Source organism: Rhizobium sp. 16-488-2b (assembly GCF_017741815.1).
Classification (GTDB): Bacteria; Pseudomonadota; Alphaproteobacteria; order Rhizobiales; family Rhizobiaceae; genus Rhizobium.
In genome coordinates, this window is sequence record NZ_JAGHMF010000034.1 from 461,927 (window position 1) to 482,987 (window position 21,061).

The 21,061-nt window shown below is 57.7% G+C and carries 21 protein-coding genes; 9 read left to right on the top strand and 12 right to left on the bottom strand.

Annotated features, from left to right (window positions below):
- Positions 1 to 33: 33 nt before the first annotated feature.
- The 7 genes from J5286_RS25655 to J5286_RS25685 are packed head-to-tail and all read right to left on the bottom strand — an operon-like array spanning position 34 to position 8,877.
- The gene (locus J5286_RS25655; protein ID WP_348529287.1) at positions 34 to 1,032 is read right to left on the bottom strand and encodes an FAD:protein FMN transferase; all 999 of its coding nucleotides are present in this window, start codon (positions 1,030 to 1,032) and stop codon (positions 34 to 36) included.
- Positions 1,019 to 1,585, bottom strand: coding sequence for a nitrous oxide reductase accessory protein NosL (locus J5286_RS25660; RefSeq protein ID WP_449090028.1), 567 nt, complete (start codon positions 1,583 to 1,585; stop codon positions 1,019 to 1,021). Before J5286_RS25660 ends, J5286_RS25655 begins: the two co-directional genes overlap by 14 nt.
- Positions 1,582 to 2,409, bottom strand: coding sequence for an ABC transporter permease (locus J5286_RS25665; protein WP_209192804.1), 828 nt, complete (start codon positions 2,407 to 2,409; stop codon positions 1,582 to 1,584). Before J5286_RS25665 ends, J5286_RS25660 begins: the two co-directional genes overlap by 4 nt.
- A complete protein-coding gene (locus J5286_RS25670) occupies positions 2,406 to 3,326 on the bottom strand; it encodes an ABC transporter ATP-binding protein (protein ID WP_209192805.1) in 921 nt (306 codons plus the stop codon). The genes J5286_RS25665 and J5286_RS25670 overlap by 4 nt, the downstream gene beginning before the upstream one ends.
- The gene (locus J5286_RS25675) at positions 3,323 to 4,672 is read right to left on the bottom strand and encodes a nitrous oxide reductase family maturation protein NosD (RefSeq protein WP_245206538.1); all 1,350 of its coding nucleotides are present in this window, start codon (positions 4,670 to 4,672) and stop codon (positions 3,323 to 3,325) included. Before J5286_RS25675 ends, J5286_RS25670 begins: the two co-directional genes overlap by 4 nt.
- A gap of 23 nt (positions 4,673 to 4,695) precedes the next feature.
- Positions 4,696 to 6,615, bottom strand: coding sequence for a TAT-dependent nitrous-oxide reductase (gene nosZ / locus J5286_RS25680; protein WP_209192808.1), 1,920 nt, complete (start codon positions 6,613 to 6,615; stop codon positions 4,696 to 4,698).
- 48 nt (positions 6,616 to 6,663) lie between these two features.
- A complete protein-coding gene (locus J5286_RS25685; protein ID WP_449090037.1) occupies positions 6,664 to 8,877 on the bottom strand; it encodes a 4Fe-4S binding protein in 2,214 nt (737 codons plus the stop codon).
- A gap of 208 nt (positions 8,878 to 9,085) precedes the next feature.
- On the opposite strand from J5286_RS25685, the gene J5286_RS25690 reads away from it, so the two are divergent.
- The 4 genes from J5286_RS25690 to J5286_RS25705 all read left to right on the top strand — a co-directional run bounded on the left by J5286_RS25690 (position 9,086) and on the right by J5286_RS25705 (position 13,805).
- A complete protein-coding gene (locus tag J5286_RS25690; protein WP_245206539.1) occupies positions 9,086 to 9,952 on the top strand; it encodes a ferritin-like domain-containing protein in 867 nt (288 codons plus the stop codon).
- A 285-nt stretch (positions 9,953 to 10,237) separates the two neighbouring features.
- The gene (locus tag J5286_RS25695; RefSeq protein WP_245206569.1) at positions 10,238 to 12,031 is read left to right on the top strand and encodes an ABC transporter transmembrane domain-containing protein; all 1,794 of its coding nucleotides are present in this window, start codon (positions 10,238 to 10,240) and stop codon (positions 12,029 to 12,031) included.
- Positions 12,031 to 12,987: a hydroxymethylbilane synthase gene (hemC, locus tag J5286_RS25700; protein WP_209192809.1), complete on the top strand. Its 957-nt coding sequence runs from the start codon at positions 12,031 to 12,033 to the stop codon at positions 12,985 to 12,987. Before J5286_RS25695 ends, hemC begins: the two co-directional genes overlap by 1 nt.
- 83 nt (positions 12,988 to 13,070) lie before the next feature.
- Positions 13,071 to 13,805: a helix-turn-helix transcriptional regulator gene (locus tag J5286_RS25705; protein ID WP_209192810.1), complete on the top strand. Its 735-nt coding sequence runs from the start codon at positions 13,071 to 13,073 to the stop codon at positions 13,803 to 13,805.
- Positions 13,806 to 14,137: 332 nt separating this feature from the next.
- Here the strand turns inward: J5286_RS25705 and J5286_RS25710 are convergent, their stop codons facing one another.
- Complete coding sequence (locus J5286_RS25710; RefSeq protein ID WP_209192811.1) at positions 14,138 to 14,452, bottom strand: hypothetical protein; 315 nt, start codon at positions 14,450 to 14,452, stop codon at positions 14,138 to 14,140.
- A gap of 100 nt (positions 14,453 to 14,552) precedes the next feature.
- On the opposite strand from J5286_RS25710, the gene istA reads away from it, so the two are divergent.
- From istA to J5286_RS25730, 4 genes are all read left to right on the top strand, one after another.
- Entirely contained in the window at positions 14,553 to 16,079 is a 1,527-nt protein-coding gene (gene istA, locus J5286_RS25715; RefSeq protein ID WP_209192990.1) for an IS21 family transposase, read from the top strand.
- Complete coding sequence (istB, locus tag J5286_RS25720) at positions 16,069 to 16,881, top strand: IS21-like element helper ATPase IstB (RefSeq protein WP_209192812.1); 813 nt, start codon at positions 16,069 to 16,071, stop codon at positions 16,879 to 16,881. The genes istA and istB overlap by 11 nt, the downstream gene beginning before the upstream one ends.
- 115 nt (positions 16,882 to 16,996) lie before the next feature.
- Positions 16,997 to 17,461 (top strand): NUDIX hydrolase, encoded by a 465-nt coding sequence (locus J5286_RS25725; RefSeq protein ID WP_209192813.1) that lies wholly within the window; start codon positions 16,997 to 16,999, stop codon positions 17,459 to 17,461.
- Positions 17,462 to 17,621: 160 nt separating this feature from the next.
- Positions 17,622 to 17,900: a hypothetical protein gene (locus J5286_RS25730; protein WP_209192814.1), complete on the top strand. Its 279-nt coding sequence runs from the start codon at positions 17,622 to 17,624 to the stop codon at positions 17,898 to 17,900.
- A 12-nt stretch (positions 17,901 to 17,912) separates the two neighbouring features.
- On the opposite strand, the gene J5286_RS25735 is transcribed toward J5286_RS25730, so the two are convergent.
- The 3 genes from J5286_RS25735 to J5286_RS25745 are packed head-to-tail and all read right to left on the bottom strand — an operon-like array spanning position 17,913 to position 19,052.
- Positions 17,913 to 18,209 (bottom strand): hypothetical protein, encoded by a 297-nt coding sequence (locus J5286_RS25735; protein ID WP_209192816.1) that lies wholly within the window; start codon positions 18,207 to 18,209, stop codon positions 17,913 to 17,915.
- On the bottom strand, positions 18,206 to 18,880 hold the full coding sequence (locus J5286_RS25740; protein ID WP_209192817.1) for an SOS response-associated peptidase: 675 nt from the start codon (positions 18,878 to 18,880) through the stop codon (positions 18,206 to 18,208). Before J5286_RS25740 ends, J5286_RS25735 begins: the two co-directional genes overlap by 4 nt.
- A 13-nt stretch (positions 18,881 to 18,893) precedes the next feature.
- A complete protein-coding gene (locus tag J5286_RS25745; protein ID WP_209192819.1) occupies positions 18,894 to 19,052 on the bottom strand; it encodes a hypothetical protein in 159 nt (52 codons plus the stop codon).
- Positions 19,053 to 19,215: 163 nt separating this feature from the next.
- Here J5286_RS25745 and J5286_RS25750 point away from each other — a divergent pair, with 163 nt between their 5' ends.
- On the top strand, positions 19,216 to 19,386 hold the full coding sequence (locus J5286_RS25750) for a hypothetical protein (protein WP_209192820.1): 171 nt from the start codon (positions 19,216 to 19,218) through the stop codon (positions 19,384 to 19,386).
- A gap of 433 nt (positions 19,387 to 19,819) precedes the next feature.
- On the opposite strand, the gene J5286_RS31655 is transcribed toward J5286_RS25750, so the two are convergent.
- Positions 19,820 to 20,620 carry a pentapeptide repeat-containing protein gene (locus tag J5286_RS31655; RefSeq protein ID WP_209215390.1) on the bottom strand — a complete coding sequence of 267 codons (801 nt, stop codon included), beginning with the start codon at positions 20,618 to 20,620 and terminating at the stop codon, positions 19,820 to 19,822.
- Positions 20,621 to 21,061 lie beyond the last annotated feature (441 nt).

Sequence of the window (21,061 nt, forward strand, 5' to 3'; positions counted from 1 at the left end):
GGCTTCGAATGCAGGCTAGGTTGCGGGCAACGATTAGGCCGAGTTTCCGAACCGTGCGTGAGCGCCTTCATTACTTATAAGATCGACAATTAGGTCGGCTCCTTTTTCAAGGATCGCCCGAATTTCTCCTTCTGGCATAAGACAGAATGAGGTAGCCAAGGCGTCAGCGCGGGTCGCGTCATCTGCCACCACGGACACGCGCCGGTAGAGCCGCGGCGTGATCCCGTTCCGGGGATCGATAATGTGGCCGAAGCGGCCTGCCTCGTCGAACTCAAATCCGCTGCTGCTTGAGGTCGCAACCGCTTTGTCGACAATGCTGAGAACGTGATCGGGATGTTCGTCGTTCTCACTTTCTGCCAGACCCACCTGCCAGGCAGTCCCATCCGCACGGCTTCCGATTGCGCGATCCTCGCCCATGTCAACAAGGCAGCTCGTGACGCCAGCATTCCGCAGCAGGTCAACGATGCGATCTGTGATATACCCCTGCGCGATGCCGTTGAACGTTAACCCCGCGGCGGAGCCCAAAACGACACGGTCCCGATTGAACTTGATACGGTCGAAACCAACCACCGCGAGAACCCTGGCGATTTCGGTTTTGTCTGGACCGTTGGGAGCGGCCTCGTTAGAGGAGAAGTGATCGTAGTACAACCGCCAGATCGGTTGCACCGTCGGGTCGAACAGGCCGCCGGTGGTTTCCCAAATGCCGCGACTACTGTGAAGCAAACTTATAAGGTCCTGTGGAGGAGCAACGAGGACTCCGACCCTATTCAACTCTGACAGTGCCGAGTCGGCGCGACTGAGGCTGAATACTTTCTCTAGCCGTGCCACTTCCGCCACGACAAGCTCGATCAGGCGCGAGGCGGCAACCGGATCCGGATGGTTGAGAAGGAGACGCGCCGGCGCGCCGAGCGCTTGGCCCTCCCACGTCGTCGGAATAGCGGCTGCTTCTGCACCTCTTAGAAGAGGCAGGCCTGCCACCGCGGCGAAGATTGAAATTGCTCGACGTCGGCTGAACATCCTAACCATGGTCATGTGCCTCCGGTTTCACTGATGAGTCGCTTGGCGTCGGATCGCTTGTGTTTGATCCGTTTCCAAGTACGTAGTCGCGAGGAACGTCGTCGAATGTCACGACCTGACCACCATTTTTTCCCGCAAATTCGATAGCAGCGTCTTCCGACGAAAACGGCACCGCCTCCTCGGTTCCCATCCCTCCGCGGCGAGAGCTGCCAATCACGTAAAACGCCTTCCGGGCGTCCACCCAGTTCTCGGCACCCGGCTTTTCCCAACTCGGCGCTTTGCCCATGTCAGAGACGTAGATCGCGACAAAATCCTTCGGCTCTTCAGGAAGCATCGTGAAGGCAAGAGCATCACGTGCTGAAGAAAACCAAATGGGTTCTCCCACCTTGGCGTCCAGGATGACCTGGCCCTTTGGTCCCGCGTGTTCGAGCACGTTCATCCCGCAGTACCTGCCTATTGCGTCCTTCGTAAGCGCGAAGGGAGCCGGCGGCGGCGATTCCTTCTTTTCTTCGCAACCGCTCAGGAATAGCGACGAAAGGAAGATCATGACCGTGATGAGGTTCTTCACAGTTCTCTCCTAGAAAAGGTCAGGGAAGCCAGTGCCAGAGGACCAGCGATCCACACCGCAAGAGCAGCTACCAAGATGGTGGCGCCAAGTCCTGAGTTTTCGGCTACGCCACCCATACCCGACAATGCTCGGGCGCCTCCCGATCCGAGGTTGAGCATCCGGTAGGCGTCCGTGGGGTTAATGAGTAGAAGAGCGTCCAGTACCCCCGCTGGCAGAGCATGTCCTCCCGCGGCCACCAATGCCCCGAGCAACGCCATGTCGTAGATCACGACAAAGAGTAGCCAGACGCCAATGGCTACCCCGCCTGCAGTGCTTCGCTCGCTGACCAGACCGCTGATGAGATATCCCACCGCAATGAACACGCCGCCCAAGAGTATCGACGATCCTAGCAAAACCATGAACGCATACCAGCTTTCGGCATCAATAGTGTTTCCGGTCGCGACCAGCATGACCGCGGTCGCGCCGTAGCCGATCAGTGTTGCGAATGCGAGAATAGCGATGTGGCCGGCAAATTTTCCCAACAAGACCTGGTTTCGTCCGACGGGGTAGCTTAGGAGCAACAGCATGGTGCCTCTTTCCATCTCCCCGACTATGGCGTCGTGAGAGAGCAAGAGTGCGATCAGCGGCACGAGGAAGATCGTGAGGCTAGAAAGGCTTACGATCACGACGTCGAGACGTCCGCTGCCGACATTCCCGGTCGGAGCGCTTCCAAGCAGAGAGAGCGTCAAGGCCAGTGCGCCGAGAAGAAGCGTTGTCGCAAGGACCCATCTGTTGCGCAGCCCCTCGCGGATTTCCTTTGAGGCTATAATCAGGACGTTTCTCATGCCGCTCTCTTTCCAGCGCTCAGGAAATGAGCATAGAGGTCATCCAATGTGGGCTCGATTATGTGGAGTGCCGCGACGTCGCCAGGGACGACGGTTACGTGACGTAGAAGCTCAATCTTTTCTTCGTTGCTCACCATGGCCTCAAGCGTGCCCGGCACCGTTTCTTTCCAGCCAAAACTCTCGCTTTTAAGTCTTTCGAAAGCCCGACGGTTTGCAAGCGTGACGCGCACGTGCGTCGGCAAACGTGCCAGTCCTCGAAGATCGTCCATGGTTCCATCTGCAACGGCCACGCCCTCGTTGACGATTAACAACCGATCCGCGCGGTCTTCTAGCTCCGTAAGCGCGTGCGAGGAGAGAAGGATGGCCGCACCTTTCGATTTCAGTTCCGCCAACAGATCGTAGAACCTACGACGCGATGCCGGGTCGAGGCCGCTCGTCGGTTCGTCCAGGAGCAGAAGGCGAGGCTCGCCCAGGAGGGCTTGCGCCAGGCCCAGCCTTTGGCGCATTCCTTTCGAGTACGTCCGGACCGGTCGGGCCGCTGCCTCCGCACCAAGCCCGACGCGCTCCAGCAGACCTATGGGATCGGATCCCTGCACCTGCTTGAGCCTGCTATAGAATGCGAGAGTCTCCCGACCAGTCAACGCGTTGTGGAATGCGACGCTTTCTGGAAGGTACCCAAGTCTCTGACGCACAGCGACAGCGCCGGACGCTGGGTCTTCGCCCATCACCCTGATACTTCCGCTTGAGGGGCGAATGAGACCGAGCATCAATTTGATCAAGGTGGTTTTTCCAGCCCCATTATGGCCTACGAGCGCCACCATCTCGCCCTCGTTAAGCGCAAAAGAAACATCTCTTACCGCCTGCACTTTTCCGTAGTGCTTGGCGATTTTGGATACGACGACGGTCGGCTCTGTCATTTTACAGCTCCAGAAGGCGGGGGAGGCACCATCAAGGGGTGGTTGTCTATTACGCCGCCAGGAAGCAAGGCCGGGAACTGAGCTTGCGCCCACCGGATCAGTTGGACGGCAGGGCTGGTCGCGAGAAGCTTGGCCTGCGGCGATGTCCACAGAACCTTGTCCATCACGTCGTTGGGGCGGTAGGGATTGTCGCCAATGCCGTCGCCGTTGAGGTCGAACGCGGGATTGTCGCTCCAGTAATTGCCGCGACCGTTGGCCGACCAATCGAGGTAGCGTGTTCCGACATACTTCACCTGATTGCGATTGTTTATGAAGGAGTTACCACTCATGGTGTTCCCCTCCGAACCGGCCGTGAAGTGGATGCCGATCGCGCAGCCATTGAACTCGTTGTCGACGAGTTTGTTTTTGTTCGCATTGTAGATGAATACGCATTTTTCAGGGCCAAGGCGGAATCCCGAGATATCTCCCGCAGCAATGGGGCTCGCCGCCTCCGCAGGTATCTCGTCCGCAGACGCCCGCGCGCCTGCAGACGCCCAACGGCTTTCAGGCTGTGACCGTCCGCGTACGACGTTGCCTTCTACCAAGGAACTGTTGGCTGAATTCAGCAGGATACCGTGATCGCGATCACCATCGGAGACGTTGTCGATGATCTTAAGGCGGTTCGAAAACATGATCGCATAGCCGACAGTGTTGCCCGCCGAAACGTTGCCACTGATCTCGCTGTCGTTGGTGTACATGTAGTGAATTGCAAAACGTAGGTCGTGAAAGTTATTCTTGCTAAAGACATTCCGCTTGCTGGCGTTTGTCGCGATGCCGTCGCGCCCAAAACTGATGTCGTTCTCAACAACTTTCGCGCCAGGAGCGTTCCAGACCGTTACGCCGTTTCCAGACTCGCTGAGCCGGCCTTCCTTGATCCCGACGATCCGATTTCCGCGGGTAACGGAATCCTTCGCACCATGAATGTAAATCCCATAGAGATTCTCTGAGATCAGGTTGTTTTCAATGACAGCGCCGGTGGCCGCCTCGGTCGCAAAGACGCCAGAGTCCATCGTTTCCAGGTTCGAGCCGGATCCTCTTATCTCAAGACCGCGCAAGGTGACGTCCGCAGCATTTATGGTTACGACCGTTCCTTTGCCATTCCCGACCACGACCGCGCCTGGGGACCCTTGGAGGACCACCGGCTTGCTAAGAGTCAGAGGCCCTTCGTAGCTGCCTGATCGGAGGGTGATCGTATCGCCCGGCGCGGCCTGCGCGACAGCCTCGACTAGACTCGGACCGTCCGAGGGCGACACAAAGCGATCCGCGGCTGAGGCGGTGGCAGCGATGGCGGCCCAGAGGGCCGCCATCGTTAATGTCCTTGCTTGTCGCATCAGATCGTCTTCGGTTCCACCAGCATACGGCCCTTCATTTCCATGTGCATCGCGTGGCAGAACCACGAGCAATAATACCAGTAGACGCCTGGTTTGCTTGCCTTGAAGGTGACCGACGCAGTCGCTTGCGGCGCGACCTCCATGTTGATCCCGTAGTTGACGATCGCGAAACCGTGCGTCAGGTCTTCGACTTCGTCAATGTTCGTAACATAGACAGTGACCTCGTCTCCTTCCTTCACGGTAAAGGATTCCAAACCGTAGGCGGGGGCGGACGAGGTCATATAGACCCTCACCTTGTCGCCATCGCGGACGACCTGGGAGTCCGTCATGAGGTCGATGTTGTCTTTCTTCGCCTGCGCGACCGCGTCGGCAAAGAAGGGATCATCGCGGCTCCAGAGGCTGACTGGGTTGATCTTTGACGCATGAACAATCGTCGCATCGTGCGGTTCTGCGAAGGTCGGGTTGTCATGTACCAGAACCATCTCGTCCCCGGAGATGTCGATAAGCTGGTCGCTCTCGGGCTTGAGCGGACCTGCGTTGAGGTACCTATCCTTCGAGAACTTGTTCAGCGAAATGAGCCACTTGCCATCTGCTTCCTTGGTCTGGCCCATCGAGCTGTGGTTATGGCCCGGCTGGTAATGGACGTCGAGCTTCTGGCGGATCGGATTGACCTCTTCACCCTTGAAGGCACGCTTGGCATCTTCGATGTTCCATTTGCAAATCTGGCTGTCGATGAACAGCGTGGTATAGGCGTTGCCACGACCGTCATAGGCCGTGTGCAAAGGACCGAGACCGAGTTCCGGTTCCGCGACCACGGTGTCTCGGGGCTTGATCTTGTCGTCGAAAAGATCGTCGAACTTGCGGACGTCGAAGACTGTCACGGTTGGGGAGAGCTTGCCTGCAGCCACCGCATGGATTCCGTCGGGTGCCGTGTTCATGCCATGGGGCCCGTTCGAAACCGGAATATAGCGCGTGTACTTCGAACCATGCCGTCCATCGATAACCGGAACGCCGCTGATCTCCTTGTAATCACCGTTCTTTACGGCTTCCTCGATGCGTTTGATATTGAAGACGACCACCCAGTCCTGGTCCTTCGCCATCATCTGCTCGAGGTTCACGCCGTTTTCGGAATTGTAGCAGGTGGAGTAGCAGTATTTGCCCTGATAGTCGGCGTCGACGTTGTCGAGGTTACCGTCGACGATGACCTGCCATGCGACCTTCATGGTTTCGCCATCAACCGCGGTGAATACGGCCTGATAGGCCTTCGGATCGTCCAAGACCTTGCCGTCATTCGGAATCGGAACGCCGTCTTCACCGTTGCAGAATACGTAGCCGGTCTTCGGATACTTCTGAACACGAAGACCATGAACCGTGTGCTGGTTGGGCAGCTCGATGATCTTGTCGCACTTCATCACGTCGAGACGAATGCGGCATACGCGAGTGTTTGCCTTGTCGTTGGCGTATAGATACCGTCCATCATAGGTGCCGTCCGTTTGCGACGGATGCGGGTGGTGAAGATCTCCGTTGTGGTAGACGCCGCCCTGATCCTTCAGGAATTCCACCGTTTTGGGAAGTAGGCCTTCCGTCAGAACCTTCCGGCTTTCGTTGGTCTGTCCCCAACCTGTTGCGCTGCAGCGGTTGAATACCGGAATGCGCATGATTTCGCGCATGGAGGGCACCCCCACAATCCGAACTTCGCCGCACTGGCCGCTGGAGAAGAACGTGTAGTACTCGTCGAGCTCTCCCGGCTTCACTTCCCACGTCTGCTTGCGCCCTTCCGCTGCCATGGCCTCAGTAGCGAGCGCGCCCGAGAAGTTGATGGCTCCCCCTGCTGCTACAGCTCCGGCAGCCGCGGCCATCGCCGTGGTTCCGAGAAGCTGACGTCTGTTGAACCTCGGCTGCGTGTCTTCCGTTGACATGTTTTCACTTCCCTAGTTGAGGCCGCGACTGAAATGTCGCGCGCCGATTTAAGCTCTTTCGATAGGCTTGCCGTTATGTGTTACGACCGTTCTTGGCGGTTTCTCACCGCGCGACTCCGGCGTGGAAAGGGCCATGAACTTCTCGCGCTTCAACCGGACCTGGATCATGTGCGGGCAGCGGTGGTCGTCGTGATAAAGTTCCTGGCAATGCATGCAGTAAATGCACTCGTTCACATTGATCTGCCCTTCCGGATGAATGGACTGAACGGGACATTCCTTCGCACAGCGCTGGCACGGAGAACCGCATTCCGGATATCGCTTCAGCCATTCGAACATTCGAATTCGTCCGGGAATGGCAAGCGCAGCACCGAGCGGACAAAGGTACCGGCAGTAGAAGCGCTCGATGAACAGGCTTGCAATGAGCAGGGCGCCGGCAAAGACTACGAACGGCCAATCGCGGACGAATTTCAAGATGATTGCTGTCTTGAACGGTTCGACTTCCGCCGCCATCTCGGCGTACGAGATTGAGTAGAAGGACAATCCGAACAATCCAAGAAAGATGATGTACTTGATAGGCCAGAGCCGTTCGTGCAGCCCCCAGGGAAGCTTGACCTGAGGCACCTTTAGGCGCTTTGCGATGTTGCTGAGCAATTCCTGCAACGCGCCGAAGGGGCAGAGCCACCCGCAGAAAGGACCGCGCCCCCAGAACAGCAGGCCGGCCGCGACCGACGCCCACAGAATGAAGATCAGCGGCGCCGCCAAAAAGAACTCCCAACTGAAGTTCGTGATTAGCGCGTTGGTGAAGGTCAGAACATTGACTACGGATAGTTGGGCGTTCGCATACCAGCCAAGCCACACGAGCGTGAAAACAAGATAGCTGTTCCTCACCCACGCAAACAAAACTGGACGTTTGACTAGCCAGTCCTGGAAGAAAAAGATTGCGGTCAGGACGAGAAGGGCGGCGCCGGTGATCCCGATATTGACGCGGTTCAGATTCCAGATGCTGATCCAAAGCGGCTGTTCGTCTGACGCCTGCGTTGTTGTGTCCACCAGGGGGACGACCGCCGGGGTGGCGATCGCCGGAACCGGAGCGGCCGCCTTAGTCACCGTGACGTACTTCGATGGCAACGCATATCCAAGATTGAAGGGAACGACTGCTTTGTCGCGTGCACCGGTGCTGCTTCGCTGTGCCAGAAGCTGGAGTTCCCAAGGCTCAGTCACGTCGAATGTATATTCGGGCGCAACGACAAACAGTGCGATCTCCTTCAATGAAGGCGCGTCAACCGGTGCGAGAGCTGCGATACGAGTATGGTAGCGATCGCGGAATCGGAGCCCCTGTCCGTCCTGTAAGAGCTCGATTCGATCGAATATGCCACCGCGGACGTAACCTGAACCTTTGAAGGAATACGCACCGTCGCCAGCGACCAGGATCGCAGACTGGCCAGGCTGCAAACGGCTTTGAAGCCTAGCGTATGCTGCATCTCCTAGAAGGGTTTTCCCAATCGACGGAACGTTCACCGGTGCCACGTAAAGATCAATGAAGCGGTCGTCCGGTGTCGTCGTTTCCGGATGCGACGCTGCGTCGGGCTGGCCGGCATCATTGAAGGCCTTGGAGACCTCGCCAACAGTTAACCGAAGGCTTCGCACAGACCCGTCACCTAAGAGTGTCTGCCAGTCGCTGACGTCCGTCTTCGTCAGATCCAGGGTCTTCACGTCTGCTTGTTTTTGTACGCCTCCGGCGTCGGCGGGATTAAGTCTGCCACTTCGAATAAGCTTGACAGCGGAGCGGATGACGCTGTCGCCCATGACGAGGACTGTCACGGTTGCGCCGCTTACGATCTCGACCTGCGGTGGCCGCTCTTCGCCGGCAGCTACGCGGCCGAGATTTTTCCCGATAATGGAATTTAGTGCCGCAACCACCTTGGCCTGGGGAATGCCGATGAGCACGATCGGTTCATGGTGATCGATCAGCTTGATCCCTCGCACAACGCCTGCTGTGTCGATCCCCACGGCGATATGGATAGGCTTGCCAGAATAGCCGGTGGAATTGGTGAAGTCCGAATTTAGATAGGCATAACCAAGCACGTCAGGGCCGCGGTACACTGGCGCGATCGGAGGCTCGCCTTCTGGGTTGCCGAACCGATCAGCACCCTGAAACAGGTCGCTTGGTTGAATCTTCTCGAGATATGACGGTAGCTGGCCCGCCGACATTGCAGGCGCCGCGAAAGCTGCGAGAATACCCATTGCCGCTATGAAGAACATAGCTATGCGGCCAATGTCTGCGCCTTTTTGTATTGTTATCATCGCGTCCTTCAGCCCTTCGGTGCGTTCGCGGTGAGAACATATACGGAGAAAAACCATGTGTTATTTGATCAAGATCAACCAAGCGTGATGATTTTCCGGTGAAATGCGCAGGCTCAAAGCGTCAAACAGCAACCGCGAAAGCCGCAGGCTTGCGAGAAGAAAGGGAATGGACATGTCAACCACTCGCGAGCCATGGAAACTGGCCTCTCTCGCCGAACTGTTGGCGCTTGCGGCTCGAATGGAGCAGGAGGCGATTGACGGGTACCTTGATTTATCCCGGAGGATGGAGTCGCTGGAGCGACCAGATCTGGCACGCGTTTTTGACACTCTGGTCGCAGAGGAGCAGGGTCACCTCAGCAAGGTCGACGAGTGGCGACAAGGGCTGGGTTTCTCGACTCCTACCCAGGCACCGGAAAATCCAAACGAACTGTTTGAGGACGAAGGCGTCGGGATCGTCTCTCCCGATCTTCTAAGCGCCTATCGGGCATTTTCAATGGCGGTAAGGAATGAGGAACGCGCCTTCGTGTTCTGGACCTACGTCTCAGCACACGCGCACTCCGAAGAAATACGGGAAGCAGCCGAGCGTATGGCGCGAGAAGAGCTAGGACATGTCGCAACACTGCGACGAGAACGCAGGCGAGCATTCCACACCGAGCGGGGCCTGAACATCGACGTCACTATAGATAGCCTGCCCGACCTCGAGCGCAAACTGAAGCACCATCTTGATACGCAAGCAGCATCCGAAACCGAAGCTGGCAAGGAAACGGCATTGCGATCTTTCTCACGGCAGTCGGAATTGCGGCTGGCTTCTCTAGTAGAGGCTCCACTTGAGGGGCCTGCGTCCCCAGCAAGTTTTCCGCGATCCGCGCTTGGGTCTCCCCTCGCGCTGGGTGAACTACTGGTGGACTACTATCTCAATCTCGGAAGCCAAGCAAAGCAAGATATCGATGCTTCGCGAGGGCGCGCCTTTGCCGCGGAGTTGATCCATTGTCTGGCAACACTTCGAGATCAACCTCCGCCAAAGTTGGCTTAGGTTTGCAACGGTCGACGCCGACGCCTGATTGTATGTTGAGACGCATCCCACAGTCTGGGCTTCCGCTGAGACCTGCCGACCTTCAGTGTCGCAGTTGAGGCTTGCCCATACGTTCACCGGGTCAATAAAGGATGCTCGTTATTGATCGCGATCAAAGACGCGACGTGGATTCGACGTGAAAAGCGAACTCAACGAAACTTGGAGTTCAAGGCAATGATGATTGCCCAGCACGACCGTGTCGCCGAAGCGCAATCCCCTGCGGCGGATTCCGCTGCCAACAGTTCAATGGAGAGTAGGGGCGGCGGAGGTAGATCGCTTGGCGGTTTGAGAAGACTCGCTCCTTTCCTACGAACGCATCAATGGCTTGTTGCTGGGAGCCTGGTCTCCCTGACAGCCGCGGCACTGATCTCCCTGGCGTTGCCAACTGCAGTCCGCCGTTTGATAGACCAGGGGTTCACCCGTACCGATGGCGCGTTCGTAGACCGCTACTTCGTAATGCTTGTTGCTCTTGCCATAGCGCTCGCAGTCGCTAGCGCGTGTCGATATTACTTTGTAGCTGCGCTCGGAGAACGCCTTGTCAGTGACCTGCGGCTCGAGGTTTTCAAAAAGGTCTTGCGACTCCCTGCGTCTTTTTTCGATGCTAATCGAGCCGGCGAGATCAGTTCGCGCCTGACCGCCGACACCGCCCAGATCAAGTCGGCTGTCAGCTTGGCCGCCTCAGTTGCGCTACGCAACTCTATTCTTTGCGCGGGCTCGCTGGCGATGATGTTCATGACCAGTCCCAACTTGTCGTCGATCACCATCAGCGCCATCCCATTGATCGTCGTTCCGCTAGTAGTTTTTGGCCGATCGGTTCGACGCCGCTCGCGAGCCGCGCAGGATGCACTGGCGCAGGCGTCCGCGTTTGCGAGCGAAGTTATTTCTGGGTGCAGAACAATACAGGCGTTCAACGGCGAGAATGCTGCCGAGCAGAAATACATCAACGACGTAGAGACTTCCTACGCGAGCTCGGTGCGCGCGGCTCAATCTAGGGCTTACCTGACCGCCTTCGCGATCGCTCTGATCTTCGCCAGCGTCGTCGGAGTTCTGTGGATCGGCGCGCGTGGCCTGCTGTCAGGATCCGTGACCGCCGGAAACCTCAGTCAGTTCCTTCTTTACGCGGTCATAGCTGCGGGCTCTCTCGGATCGCTGTCCGAAGTCTGGGGCGAACTAGCACAGGCAGCGGGCGCCGCAGGCAGGCTTTTCGAGCTGTTGGGCGAAGAAGAAGGACGTCCACAGCCCGGCGCGACGGTGCCGCTGCGAACCCCAGTTGCCGGCGGCGTCGAATTCCGCGATGTCACGTTCGCCTATCCCGGCATGGCCGACCGTCAAGTGCTCCAGGGATTGTCGATGCGGGTGGCGCCGGGCGAGACCGTTGCGGTTGTCGGTGCATCAGGCTCGGGAAAAAGCACACTCTTATCGCTCTTACTCGGTTTTTATGGAACAAACGAAGGGCAGATCTCGATCGATGGGTACGATGTAACCTCCTTGTCCGCGGAGGAGGTCCGACAACAAATCGCACTCGTTCCTCAGGACGTCACTATCTTCGCCTCCTCCGTCAGGGACAACATCGCCTTGGGAAAAACGGGCGCGAGCGACGCCGAGATTGAATCCGCCGCGGCGCGGGCCCAGGCACACGAATTCATTTCCAACCTCCCGCATTCGTACCATACCGTCGTAGGCGAGCGGGGGCTCACCCTTTCCGGGGGACAGCGCCAGCGGATCGCGATTGCCAGGGCCGTCTTAAAGAATGCACCGATCCTTCTTCTCGACGAAGCGACGTCGTCCTTGGACGCCGAAAGCGAGATGCTCGTGCAGAAGGGACTCGAAGAACTTATGAAGGATCGAACCACGATCGTCATAGCACATCGACTCGCTACGGTGCTCAAGGCAGATCGGATCTTGGTCATGGACAGCGGCCGCATCGTCGAGGAAGGAACTCACGCTTCGCTGGTCCGCAAGGGTGGCGTATACGCAAAACTTGCCGAACTCCAGTTTGACGCGCCGGACTCGCACAGAGACGAACGGGATGCCGCCTGATGATCACGGAGAAATTCGGAAGACGCATCAGGATCGGCACTCGTGCAAGTCCGCTGGCAGTCGCCCAAGCGACGGAAGTCGCTTCGCGCCTTGCCGCCTGTCACGGACTGTCGATCGAATCCTTCGAGATCGTCCGCCTCACGACGAAAGGAGATCGGCTCAGCGAGCAGCCTGTTCCAGACGTCGGCGTCAAGGGGCTCTTCACCCAGGAGCTGGAAGATAGGCTCTTATCGGCAGACCTCGACCTTGCGGTTCATTCCTGTAAGGACGTCGCGACCGTTCTTCCAGACGGGCTACACATTAGCGCGTTTCTGCCAAGGGAAGACGTGCGAGACGCGCTGGTGTCGCGAAGCGGAGCTGGTTTCTGGGACCTGCCGTCAGGGGCCGTTCTCGGCACCTCCTCCGTGAGGAGAGCGGCGCTCCTTGCGATGCACAGGCCAGACCTCGTTGTCATACCATTTCGAGGCCTCGTCGGGACAAGGTTGCAGAAGCTATCGGACGGAATAGTCGACGCCACGCTGCTAGCCAAGGCAGGGTTGAACAGGTTGGATCTTGCAGGTGTCGCGACGGAGGTGCTGGATCCTCGCCAATTCCCACCAGCTCCGGCCCAAGGCGCCATTTTTATCGAAAGCGCCAAGGCAAATCGCATCGTTGCCGACTTGGTGTCGGCTCTGGACGACGCTGCCACAGCCGACGCCGTCCGTTGCGAACGGGCCTTTCTTCGTGTACTCGACGGCTCGTGCCGAACTCCGATTGCCGCTTACGCGACATGCCACGGAAGCGAGGTGATACTCCGGGGGATGACGATCGAGCCAGACGGAAGCAACCCGGTTAGGGTGGTGGTCAGAGGGGCTCGATCAGCGACGGAAAAAATCGGACTGTCTGCTGCAAATTGCATCATCTCCCGCCAAGCCGGGCGGCAGATGGAGGAGGCCGCGTTGTGTCCGCACGTCTAGGAAAATTGATCTGCGTCAAATCGTTAAGTTTCGGGTAACTCTTGCAGCCCATAAGTTGGGTGTCCCAAAACCGAGTCGCCACCATGCCAGTCAGTGCCCTGTCAGTGCTTTCGCCCGATGCCTTGGACGAATACATCGATCTCCGGTCGGTCCCCAAGCATCGGTACTTCGGTCAGCTTGACATAATCGACCGGCTTAGAAAGGCGGTTACATTCGACTATATTTTTGTCTCTGGACTGGACGTGGACCACTATCGTTTCGGAGAGGGTTTCTCTATCGACACCGATCTTCCGCCTGCATTCATCGAGGCCTACATGGCGGACAAGCTGCCCCAAACCGATCCCTTTATCCTCGCCGCTCAGTCGTCGAGAACCGTCATTGTTGAGAGCGACGTTTATGCCGGTACGGAAGTGCCACAGCGTCTGCTTTACCTGCAGCGTACGTTCGGAGTCCACAATCGCACCGTCGTGCCTATAATGCGAGATGAAACAGTATATGGAGCGGTCGGCTACACACGCGCGACGCCCTTCAACGCTGGCGAGATCGCATTTCTCGAGCTTGTTTCCGGAACAGTTCACAACGCGTTCACCAAGCCTCTCATGGAGCGATATGCCGCCGACCAGATGCGATTATCAAAGGGTGAGATGGCCTGCCTTTCGCAAGCAAGCCTCGGTTTGACGAGCGAAGGCATTGGCAAAGTCACGGGCTACCAGTTGGAAACTGTGAACAGCTATATCAAATCCGCGACGAAGAAGATCGGAGCAGCAAATCGCACACAGGCGATCGCTGAGGCAATTCGGCGCGGGCTAATTGCTTGACCTTCGACAAGGCCATGTTGGCCGGTGGTCTAAATTCGGCGATACTGACTTGGCTGAATTATCACTTCTCATGTTCGACCTCGCTGAAGTTCGGGCGCGAGGGTTGTGATCACTGCAGCCCGCAGCACATTCTTAGAGATTAAGATCGATCTCCCCACAACGCGAGTGCTCGACAACAGCGTTCGTTTCGGGTTTGAGTTCCTAGAGGCCTGCACGCTGGATTTGGCCGAGTTTCCGGACGCAAGCCAGGCAGGCAGTCAGCATCGCTGGGAGAAATGCTCTGACGCAAATTCTTGCGGCTAGGGGTGCGTTCCTGAAACGGACGCCGGTTGTCAAATGGTCGCCTGATATGGCTCCCGAAAAGCGATGCCGGACACCAGTGAGTCCTCGAAGCGAAGCAAGAAGACGGCGGCGCGAACGGTCATATACCTGCCATCTCGAAATATGAACTCTATAGATGATGCGATAGGGGCACTCCGCACTGGGCGCTTCAGCGCCCAGTCTACAATGAAACATTCGATTGGCATGTCGGTCACGTCGATGTCGAGCAGGGATCTCTGCGCACGTTGATTGGCATATGCGATAAGATCCTGGCCGTTGACTAGCAGGATTGGCATGCGCAGATCGTTAAGGGTGTTGATTTGCACTGAGAAGTGACCCGGCATTGCCGGATATTGTCATCGAGAATTGACCCATGTTTTGAACCTTGCTCCGCGTGTTTTCAGCGGGAGCTATGGAGTGATCGACATGGCGTTATTGAGCGTGATCCGACGCTGGCATTTTAGAGACCATTTATCCATCCGGGAGATATGCCGCAGGACCGGCCTATCCCGGAATACTATCCGCAAATACCTGCGCCTGAACGGCGTGGAGCCGAAGTTCAAGGTGCCGGAGCGGCCGAGCAAACTCGATCCATTCGCAGATCGTCTGTCGGCTTGGTTAAAGACGGAGTCCAAGAAGGGCCGCAAGCAAAAGCGCACCCTGAAGCAACTCCATGCCGACTTGGTGGGCCTCGGCTACGACGGTTCCTATTGCCGTGTTGCAGCCTTCGCAAGGGAATGGAAAGCAGACCGGCAGAGGGAATTCCAGACGACGGGGCGCGGCACATTTGTGCCTCTTGCATTCGAGCCCGGAGAAGCTTTCCAGTTCGACTGGTCGGAGGACTGGGCGATCATCGGCAATGAGCGCACGAAGCTGCAGGTCGCACATACGAAGCTAAGCTACAGCCGCGCCTTCATCGTCCGGGCCTATCTGTTGCAGACGCACGAGATGCTGTTCGACGCCCACAATCATGCATTCCGCGTGTTTGGCGGCATCCCCGGCCGCGGCATCTACGACAACATGCGCACGGCAATCGACAAGGTCGGCCGTGGTAAGGAGCGCGACGTCAATGTCCGCTTCCTGGCGATGGCCAGCCACTATGTGTTTGAGCCGGAGTTCTGCAATCCTGCGTCCGGCTGGGAGAAGGGACAGGTCGAGAAGAACGTTCAGGATGCACGTCATCGCTTCTTTCAACCGATCCCACGCTTTCCATCGCTGGAAGCCCTGAACGACTGGCTTGAGCTTCGGTGCAAGGAGTTCTGGGCGAAGACCCCACACGGCCAGATGCGTGGCACCATTGCCGATATCTGGGCTGAGGAGGCTCTGGCATTAATGCCGGTCTCTCGGCCATTCGACGGTTTCGTCGAGTATACAAAGCGGGTCACACCCACCTGCCTCGTGCATCTGGAGCGCAATCGCTACAGCGTCCCGGCATCGTTTGCCAATCGTCCGGTGAGTCTTCGGGTCTATCCGGATCGTGTCGTCGTCGCCGCAGAAGGTCAGATAGTCTGCGAGCATCACCGCGTCATCGATCGCTCCCACGACCGGCCGGGGCAGACGGTTTACGACTGGCGGCACTATCTGGCTGTCGTACAGCGCAAGCCCGGCGCTCTTCGCAATGGTGCGCCGTTCGTTGAGCTACCGGACGCGTTCCGGACCTTGCAGCAATACCTGCTCAAGAAGCCCGGCGGAGATCGTGAGATGGTCGACATCCTGGCGCTCGTCCTGCAGCACGATGAACAAGCCGTCCTATCGGCCGTCGACATGGCGCTGAAGTCGGGCGTTCCAACCAAGACGCATGTTTTGAACCTGCTGCATCGTCTCGTCGATGGCAAAACCTTCACGCCGCCGACGATAGACGCGCCCCAGGCACTGACACTCACCAATGAACCAAAGGCCAACGTCGAACGCTACGACACCCTGAGAAAGACGGAGGTTCGCCATGCGCCATAACCCAGCAAGCGGTGCGATCGTGATCATGCTGCGACAATTGAAGATGCATGGCATGGCCCAGGCTGTCGGGGAACTGACCGAACAGGGAGCCCCGGCGTTCGAGGCCGCGATTCCGGTCCTGTCGCAGCTCCTCAAAGCGGAGACGGCAGAAAGGGAGGTCAGATCGACAGCCTATCAGCTCAAGACGGCACGCTTTCCCGCCTACCGTGATCTGAACGGCTTCGACTTCGCAAGCAGCGAGATCAACGAGGCGCTCGTGCGCCAGCTTCATCGCTGCGACTTCCTCGACGAGGCCAACAACATCGTTCTGGTCGGCGGACCCGGCACAGGTAAAACGCATGTCGCCACGGCGATCGGCGTTCAAGCCATCGAGCATCATCATAAGCGGGTTCGCTTCTTCTCGACCGTCGAACTGGTCAACGCTCTCGAGCAGGAGAAAGCTCAAGGACGGTCCGGTCAGATCGCAAACCGGCTCATACACTCCGATCTCGTTATCCTCGACGAACTTGGATACCTGCCATTCAGCGCGTCAGGCGGTGCACTGCTCTTCCATCTGTTGAGCAAACTCTACGAGCGGACCAGCGTCATCATCACTACCAACCTGAGCTTCAGCGAATGGGCTAGCGTCTTCGGCGACGCCAAGATGACCACAGCGCTGCTCGATCGCCTGACCCATCACTGCCACATCCTCGAAACCGGAAACGACAGCTTCCGATTCAAGAACAGCTCAGCGCATGAACCCAAAACCGCAAAGGAGAAAAGTAGGAACTTGACCACCACCACCGACCCGAAACATACCTAAGAGGCGGGTCAATTCTCGGCGCAAATGCCGGGTCACTTCTCAGTGCAAATCAACATCTTCGACCAAATGGATGAAACATCGGGCTCTTTGCCTGTCCTGAACCATCGGTATCGTCATGTCCGCCCGTAGCGCAGGTCTCCTTCTGTTTCGGCGGACGTCCGACGTGGTCGAGGTTCTCCTCGTCCATCCCGGCGGCCCGTTCTGGGCGAAAAAGGACGAGGGCGCTTGGTCAATCCCGAAAGGATTGGTCGAGTCAGGCGAGAGCGACTTCGATGCGGCCGTACGCGAGACCCGAGAGGAACTGGGCGTCGACGTCGATGGAGAGTTCGTAGCGCTGGGCGAGTATCGACAGCCCAGTGGAAAGACCGTCGTCGCATGGTGTGTCGAAGCCAATCCGCTGCTCGACATGGACGATATCAAGAGTGAGACCTTCACGATGGAATGGCCGCCGAAGTCAGGACAGCAGAAGAGCTTTCCCGAGGTGGATCGCGCCGGCTGGTTTTCCATGGAAGTTGCAGGTGTGAAGATGCTCAAGGGCCAGCGGCCTATGCTTGAAGCCCTTCAGCGGCATCTGGGATAGCTATCAGAACCCCACGCCTCAATGGCCGCCATAAGGCATGCGTCCGCCTGTGAGCAGCCATGACTTGCATCCGCCGCAGCGCATCGCCATCTGCAGGTCACCGCCCAGAACTTATCAGAGCCACCGCCCGGACCCGAGGTCTGTGAGCGAGGAGATCATCATGCATGGAATTTCGAAGACCCTGACCGAGATGACGTTGGTCGAGCGCTCCAGCTTGCTCGAGACCGTCGCAGACGCCCTAGAGGCGAGCGCGGACGAAGCCGAGGAACATGGCGACGCTACCTTCGTGACGAACTCTATGTGCGTCGCGAATACGATCCGCGGCATGTCCTGCAACCTCGGCGCCGCCGATCTTGCTGCTGCTGAACTCCTGTTGGAGCAAGGCATCATGCTCATGCATGCCCACGCCAATCGAAATAAACCAACGAGCCTTCACTAGACGGACAGGTGATTACGCGTCTTCGCGATTGAGTATCCGCATGGTGCGAATTTTGTCCGCGAGCGTAAGCAGAGCCTTCGCGACCGTCTCGTCACTCATGGCTTCTATGTCCCTGGCGATCTCTTCGATGACATGCTCGTCAGACCGATCCAGTGGAGCGGCCTTGCCCGTGGTGATGAGAAGTCCTCGCAGCGCTCCTGATGCGGTGACGCCCTTCCTCAGCAGGTGCCGTCGTTCTGGCGGGGCTAGCTTGCCGACGCCGTTCGCGGCGCGAACGAGTTCGACAACGAGGTTCGTCGTAACCGTCAAAGCGGGTTGACCTCCGGCATTGGCTTGCCCTCGAACCGTGAGGAATTGACGTCGCGAGAGACACGATGGAATTCCAGCCGGTCATCAAGGTTCTCATTCAACAGCTCCTTCGCCTTCGCGGCCGGAGTCGCCGGATCAAGCCACTCCTTGTAAGCGGCCGGGTCCAATATTACCGGCTGCCTGTCGTGAAGTTTGGACATTGGCTGACCAGCGGGCATGGTGACGATCGAGCAGCTTGTTACGCCAAGCGCCGAGTTGTGCGCCCAGATTCCCGCGAACGAAAATGGGTCGTCGCCGGGCAGGTGGATGTGCCATGGATCTTTCTTCCCGTCAGCGTCGCTGACCGTCCATTCGTAGAATGCCGACGCAGGTATAAGGCACCGCTTCGACTTGAAGGCTTCGCGGAATGCTGGCGCGGTGTCGACCGTCTCGATCCGCGAATTGAACATGGCTGCTTTCGGCATCTCCTTCGCCCAAAACGGCACCAACCACCACCGCGCTTCCTCGGCGACCTGCTTCCCTTCCGGATCGTTGTGAACAATCAGGACCGTCTGGGTGGGAGCGATGTTGTACCGCGCCTGCGTGTTCCTACCGCGCTCTGTATCCCAAGCGAGATCGTAAAGATCGACGAAAGCCGGCCATTCATGCTCCAACGTAAACCTGCCGCACATGAAGGGCGATATCCTATCTCTTGAGAACCGCAAGATCGCGCGCAAGGTCACGATTTGCAAGCAGCGCAAGCATATGGTTGTCGGCCAGCTCGACGAGAGCGGCCGCAACCTCTTCTGGCTGCCAACCCACCCCAATGGCAGATGCCGCGACCGACGCGATCGCGGATTCCATGGCTTCCTGACATCTGAGGAAGCGATCGGGATGATCTTCGAAGGGAGGCGAAGGGATTACGGTCATGAGACCGAAATGTCGTCCAATTATAAACCGTCAAGGCGCCCATCTTGACTGCCGGGCCGGCATCACCATCTCAACGTCGATCCCCCGGAGCTGCGATATGGACGACATCATCTTCACGAACCTGTTCGACGACGACAAAATGGAGATCTTGCCGCCGGAGAGGAACTCCTGCCGGGAAGGAATGATGTCGCGTTGCGACTGCTGCGGACGCCCGGCCGCGATTGACGAAGACTGCTGTGGGATTTGCGAAGAATGTCTCCTACCATGAATGGAACGTCGACCACGGCGACGCCGGATTTTCAGCGGGCGCTTGCTGCGTTTCCCGCAGGATATGTCGAAGGCCATTTGAATGGGAGAAGATGGGGATCGACCGTCAAGCGGTCCGATGACGGCAGTCGTGTCTGGCTTTTCGCAGAGGAGCTAGGCGGAGGCGAGATTGTCTCCTTTAACCTGTATCTCCTCTCCAGCGATCGACCGATGCTGAGGCCCTGCGAGATGGCGTCGGAAAAGGTTACGGAATTCGTCATCGCGTTCGTGCCAGACCGGAAAATCTAAACGCAACGATAGGTGCAGACCGCACAGAGTTGAGCCGTTGGAAAGGTCTTGAAGCCCATCCGCCCATAGCACGCCTGCGCCACCGACTTCTCCTTGCCGCCGTTCCTCTTGAGCTCCAGCAAGTCCTACCACCTCGTGCCCAGGGGTCACATCGTCCAAGTACCTTCACCGTCGGCATCGGGTATGTATCCCGTCGGCCATTTAGCACCCGTGATGTTGGCGCCATCATAGTTCATCCCATCGATCTTGGCGCGGCTAAAGTCGCTGTCGCTCAGGTTGGCGCCCTCGAAGTTGCAGCCCGACAAATCAGCATCTCCAAAATCGACGTCTGACCAGTCGGAGAACGCCAAGTCCTTGCGCGGGTCGATTTTGGCAAATCGCCAGAGCTCAACTATGCTGGTTCCAGCCGGTGCCTCCACGATATCGTCAAAGACGGTTCGTTCGCTGCGGCTAGCCTTCGAGACTTCTGCTTTCTGTAAACCTTCCCTAGGCGCGTCGGACTCATAAAATCCATCGTCCGCTAAAGCGCCTACCCGCGCATGAATGCTGAGGCCGAGTTCGACCGGGTCGTAGTCGGCAGAGGGCCGCTCTGCCGCCGGCATTGCCGCCACTACCTCATCCATGGTTCCGACAAGCCTGACCTCTGGTCCGGGAGCACGGCCGACAAGGAAATGGAAGTCGTGTGTGGTATCAAAGAGCACTTCGACGACCGCGCCATGGGGATCATCTAGTTCCGAGAGAAGTCTATTTTGAACCGTTAAGACTTTGTAGATCCAGATGCCGCGCAAATGCCTGTCGGGGTTGACCTTGTCGAGGGCAACAAAAAGTCCGCTGTCTCCATCGTATACCTCGTAGTCTTCCCGAGCCCCCGTATAGTAGCGCACGATGAATCCAGGATTGGACCGATCCTTTACGATACTGATGCCAATTCCGTTCACGCCAGTCACCTCCGGTCTCTTTGCCCTGTCAACAGGACGGATATACGGGGGTCGCGTAAATTCGATATTGGCGAATTGCATCGATTTCTACCGATCGCCCGCTTTCGCGCCACAGCCAGCAAAGTGAACACCATTGTAGCAGTTTGATCGGTTGTAACGTTTCCGCGAAAATGTTACAACCGAATGAAATCATAGCGTTATGAGCGCATCTTAGCAAAAATTCGTTCCATCTGACGCCTTATCTATTGGATGAACGAGACGAGAAGCTTTTCATTTAGGCTCGCCACCGCGTGGGCGTTCACGTTCGTGCGGCCACGTATCGAAGATATAGTTCCACATCCCCATGTAGAGCGTCGGGCACTCACTTGGTCGGTTCGTGTTCGGCAGAGACATTCGCCAAGTCCTTGAGCATGCCGAGCCGTCTCCAAACCAAGCTATCCGCGCAACGTC

Bases quoted from the DNA above. Each gene is read 5' to 3' on its own strand.
- J5286_RS25730 (WP_209192814.1), top strand. From the start codon at position 17,622: ATGCATGGAATTTCGAAGACCCTGACCGAGATGACGTTGGTCGAGCGC.
- J5286_RS25745 (WP_209192819.1), bottom strand. From the start codon at position 19,052: ATGGAATCCGCGATCGCGTCGGTCGCGGCATCTGCCATTGGGGTGGGT.
- J5286_RS25695 (WP_245206569.1), top strand. From the start codon at position 10,238: ATGGAGAGTAGGGGCGGCGGAGGTAGATCGCTTGGCGGTTTGAGAAGA.
- J5286_RS25690 (WP_245206539.1), top strand. From the start codon at position 9,086: ATGGACATGTCAACCACTCGCGAGCCATGGAAACTGGCCTCTCTCGCC.
- J5286_RS25685 (WP_449090037.1), bottom strand. From the start codon at position 8,877: ATGTTCTTCATAGCGGCAATGGGTATTCTCGCAGCTTTCGCGGCGCCT.
- J5286_RS25670 (WP_209192805.1), bottom strand. From the start codon at position 3,326: ATGACAGAGCCGACCGTCGTCGTATCCAAAATCGCCAAGCACTACGGA.
- istB (WP_209192812.1), top strand. From the start codon at position 16,069: ATGCGCCATAACCCAGCAAGCGGTGCGATCGTGATCATGCTGCGACAA.
- J5286_RS25705 (WP_209192810.1), top strand. From the start codon at position 13,071: ATGCCAGTCAGTGCCCTGTCAGTGCTTTCGCCCGATGCCTTGGACGAA.
- J5286_RS25725 (WP_209192813.1), top strand. From the start codon at position 16,997: ATGTCCGCCCGTAGCGCAGGTCTCCTTCTGTTTCGGCGGACGTCCGAC.
- J5286_RS25740 (WP_209192817.1), bottom strand. From the start codon at position 18,880: ATGTGCGGCAGGTTTACGTTGGAGCATGAATGGCCGGCTTTCGTCGAT.
- J5286_RS25675 (WP_245206538.1), bottom strand. From the start codon at position 4,672: ATGGCGGCCCTCTGGGCCGCCATCGCTGCCACCGCCTCAGCCGCGGAT.
- J5286_RS25665 (WP_209192804.1), bottom strand. From the start codon at position 2,409: ATGAGAAACGTCCTGATTATAGCCTCAAAGGAAATCCGCGAGGGGCTG.
- J5286_RS25750 (WP_209192820.1), top strand. From the start codon at position 19,216: ATGGACGACATCATCTTCACGAACCTGTTCGACGACGACAAAATGGAG.
- nosZ (WP_209192808.1), bottom strand. From the start codon at position 6,615: ATGTCAACGGAAGACACGCAGCCGAGGTTCAACAGACGTCAGCTTCTC.
- J5286_RS25655 (WP_348529287.1), bottom strand. From the start codon at position 1,032: ATGACCATGGTTAGGATGTTCAGCCGACGTCGAGCAATTTCAATCTTC.
- hemC (WP_209192809.1), top strand. From the start codon at position 12,031: ATGATCACGGAGAAATTCGGAAGACGCATCAGGATCGGCACTCGTGCA.
- istA (WP_209192990.1), top strand. From the start codon at position 14,553: ATGGCGTTATTGAGCGTGATCCGACGCTGGCATTTTAGAGACCATTTA.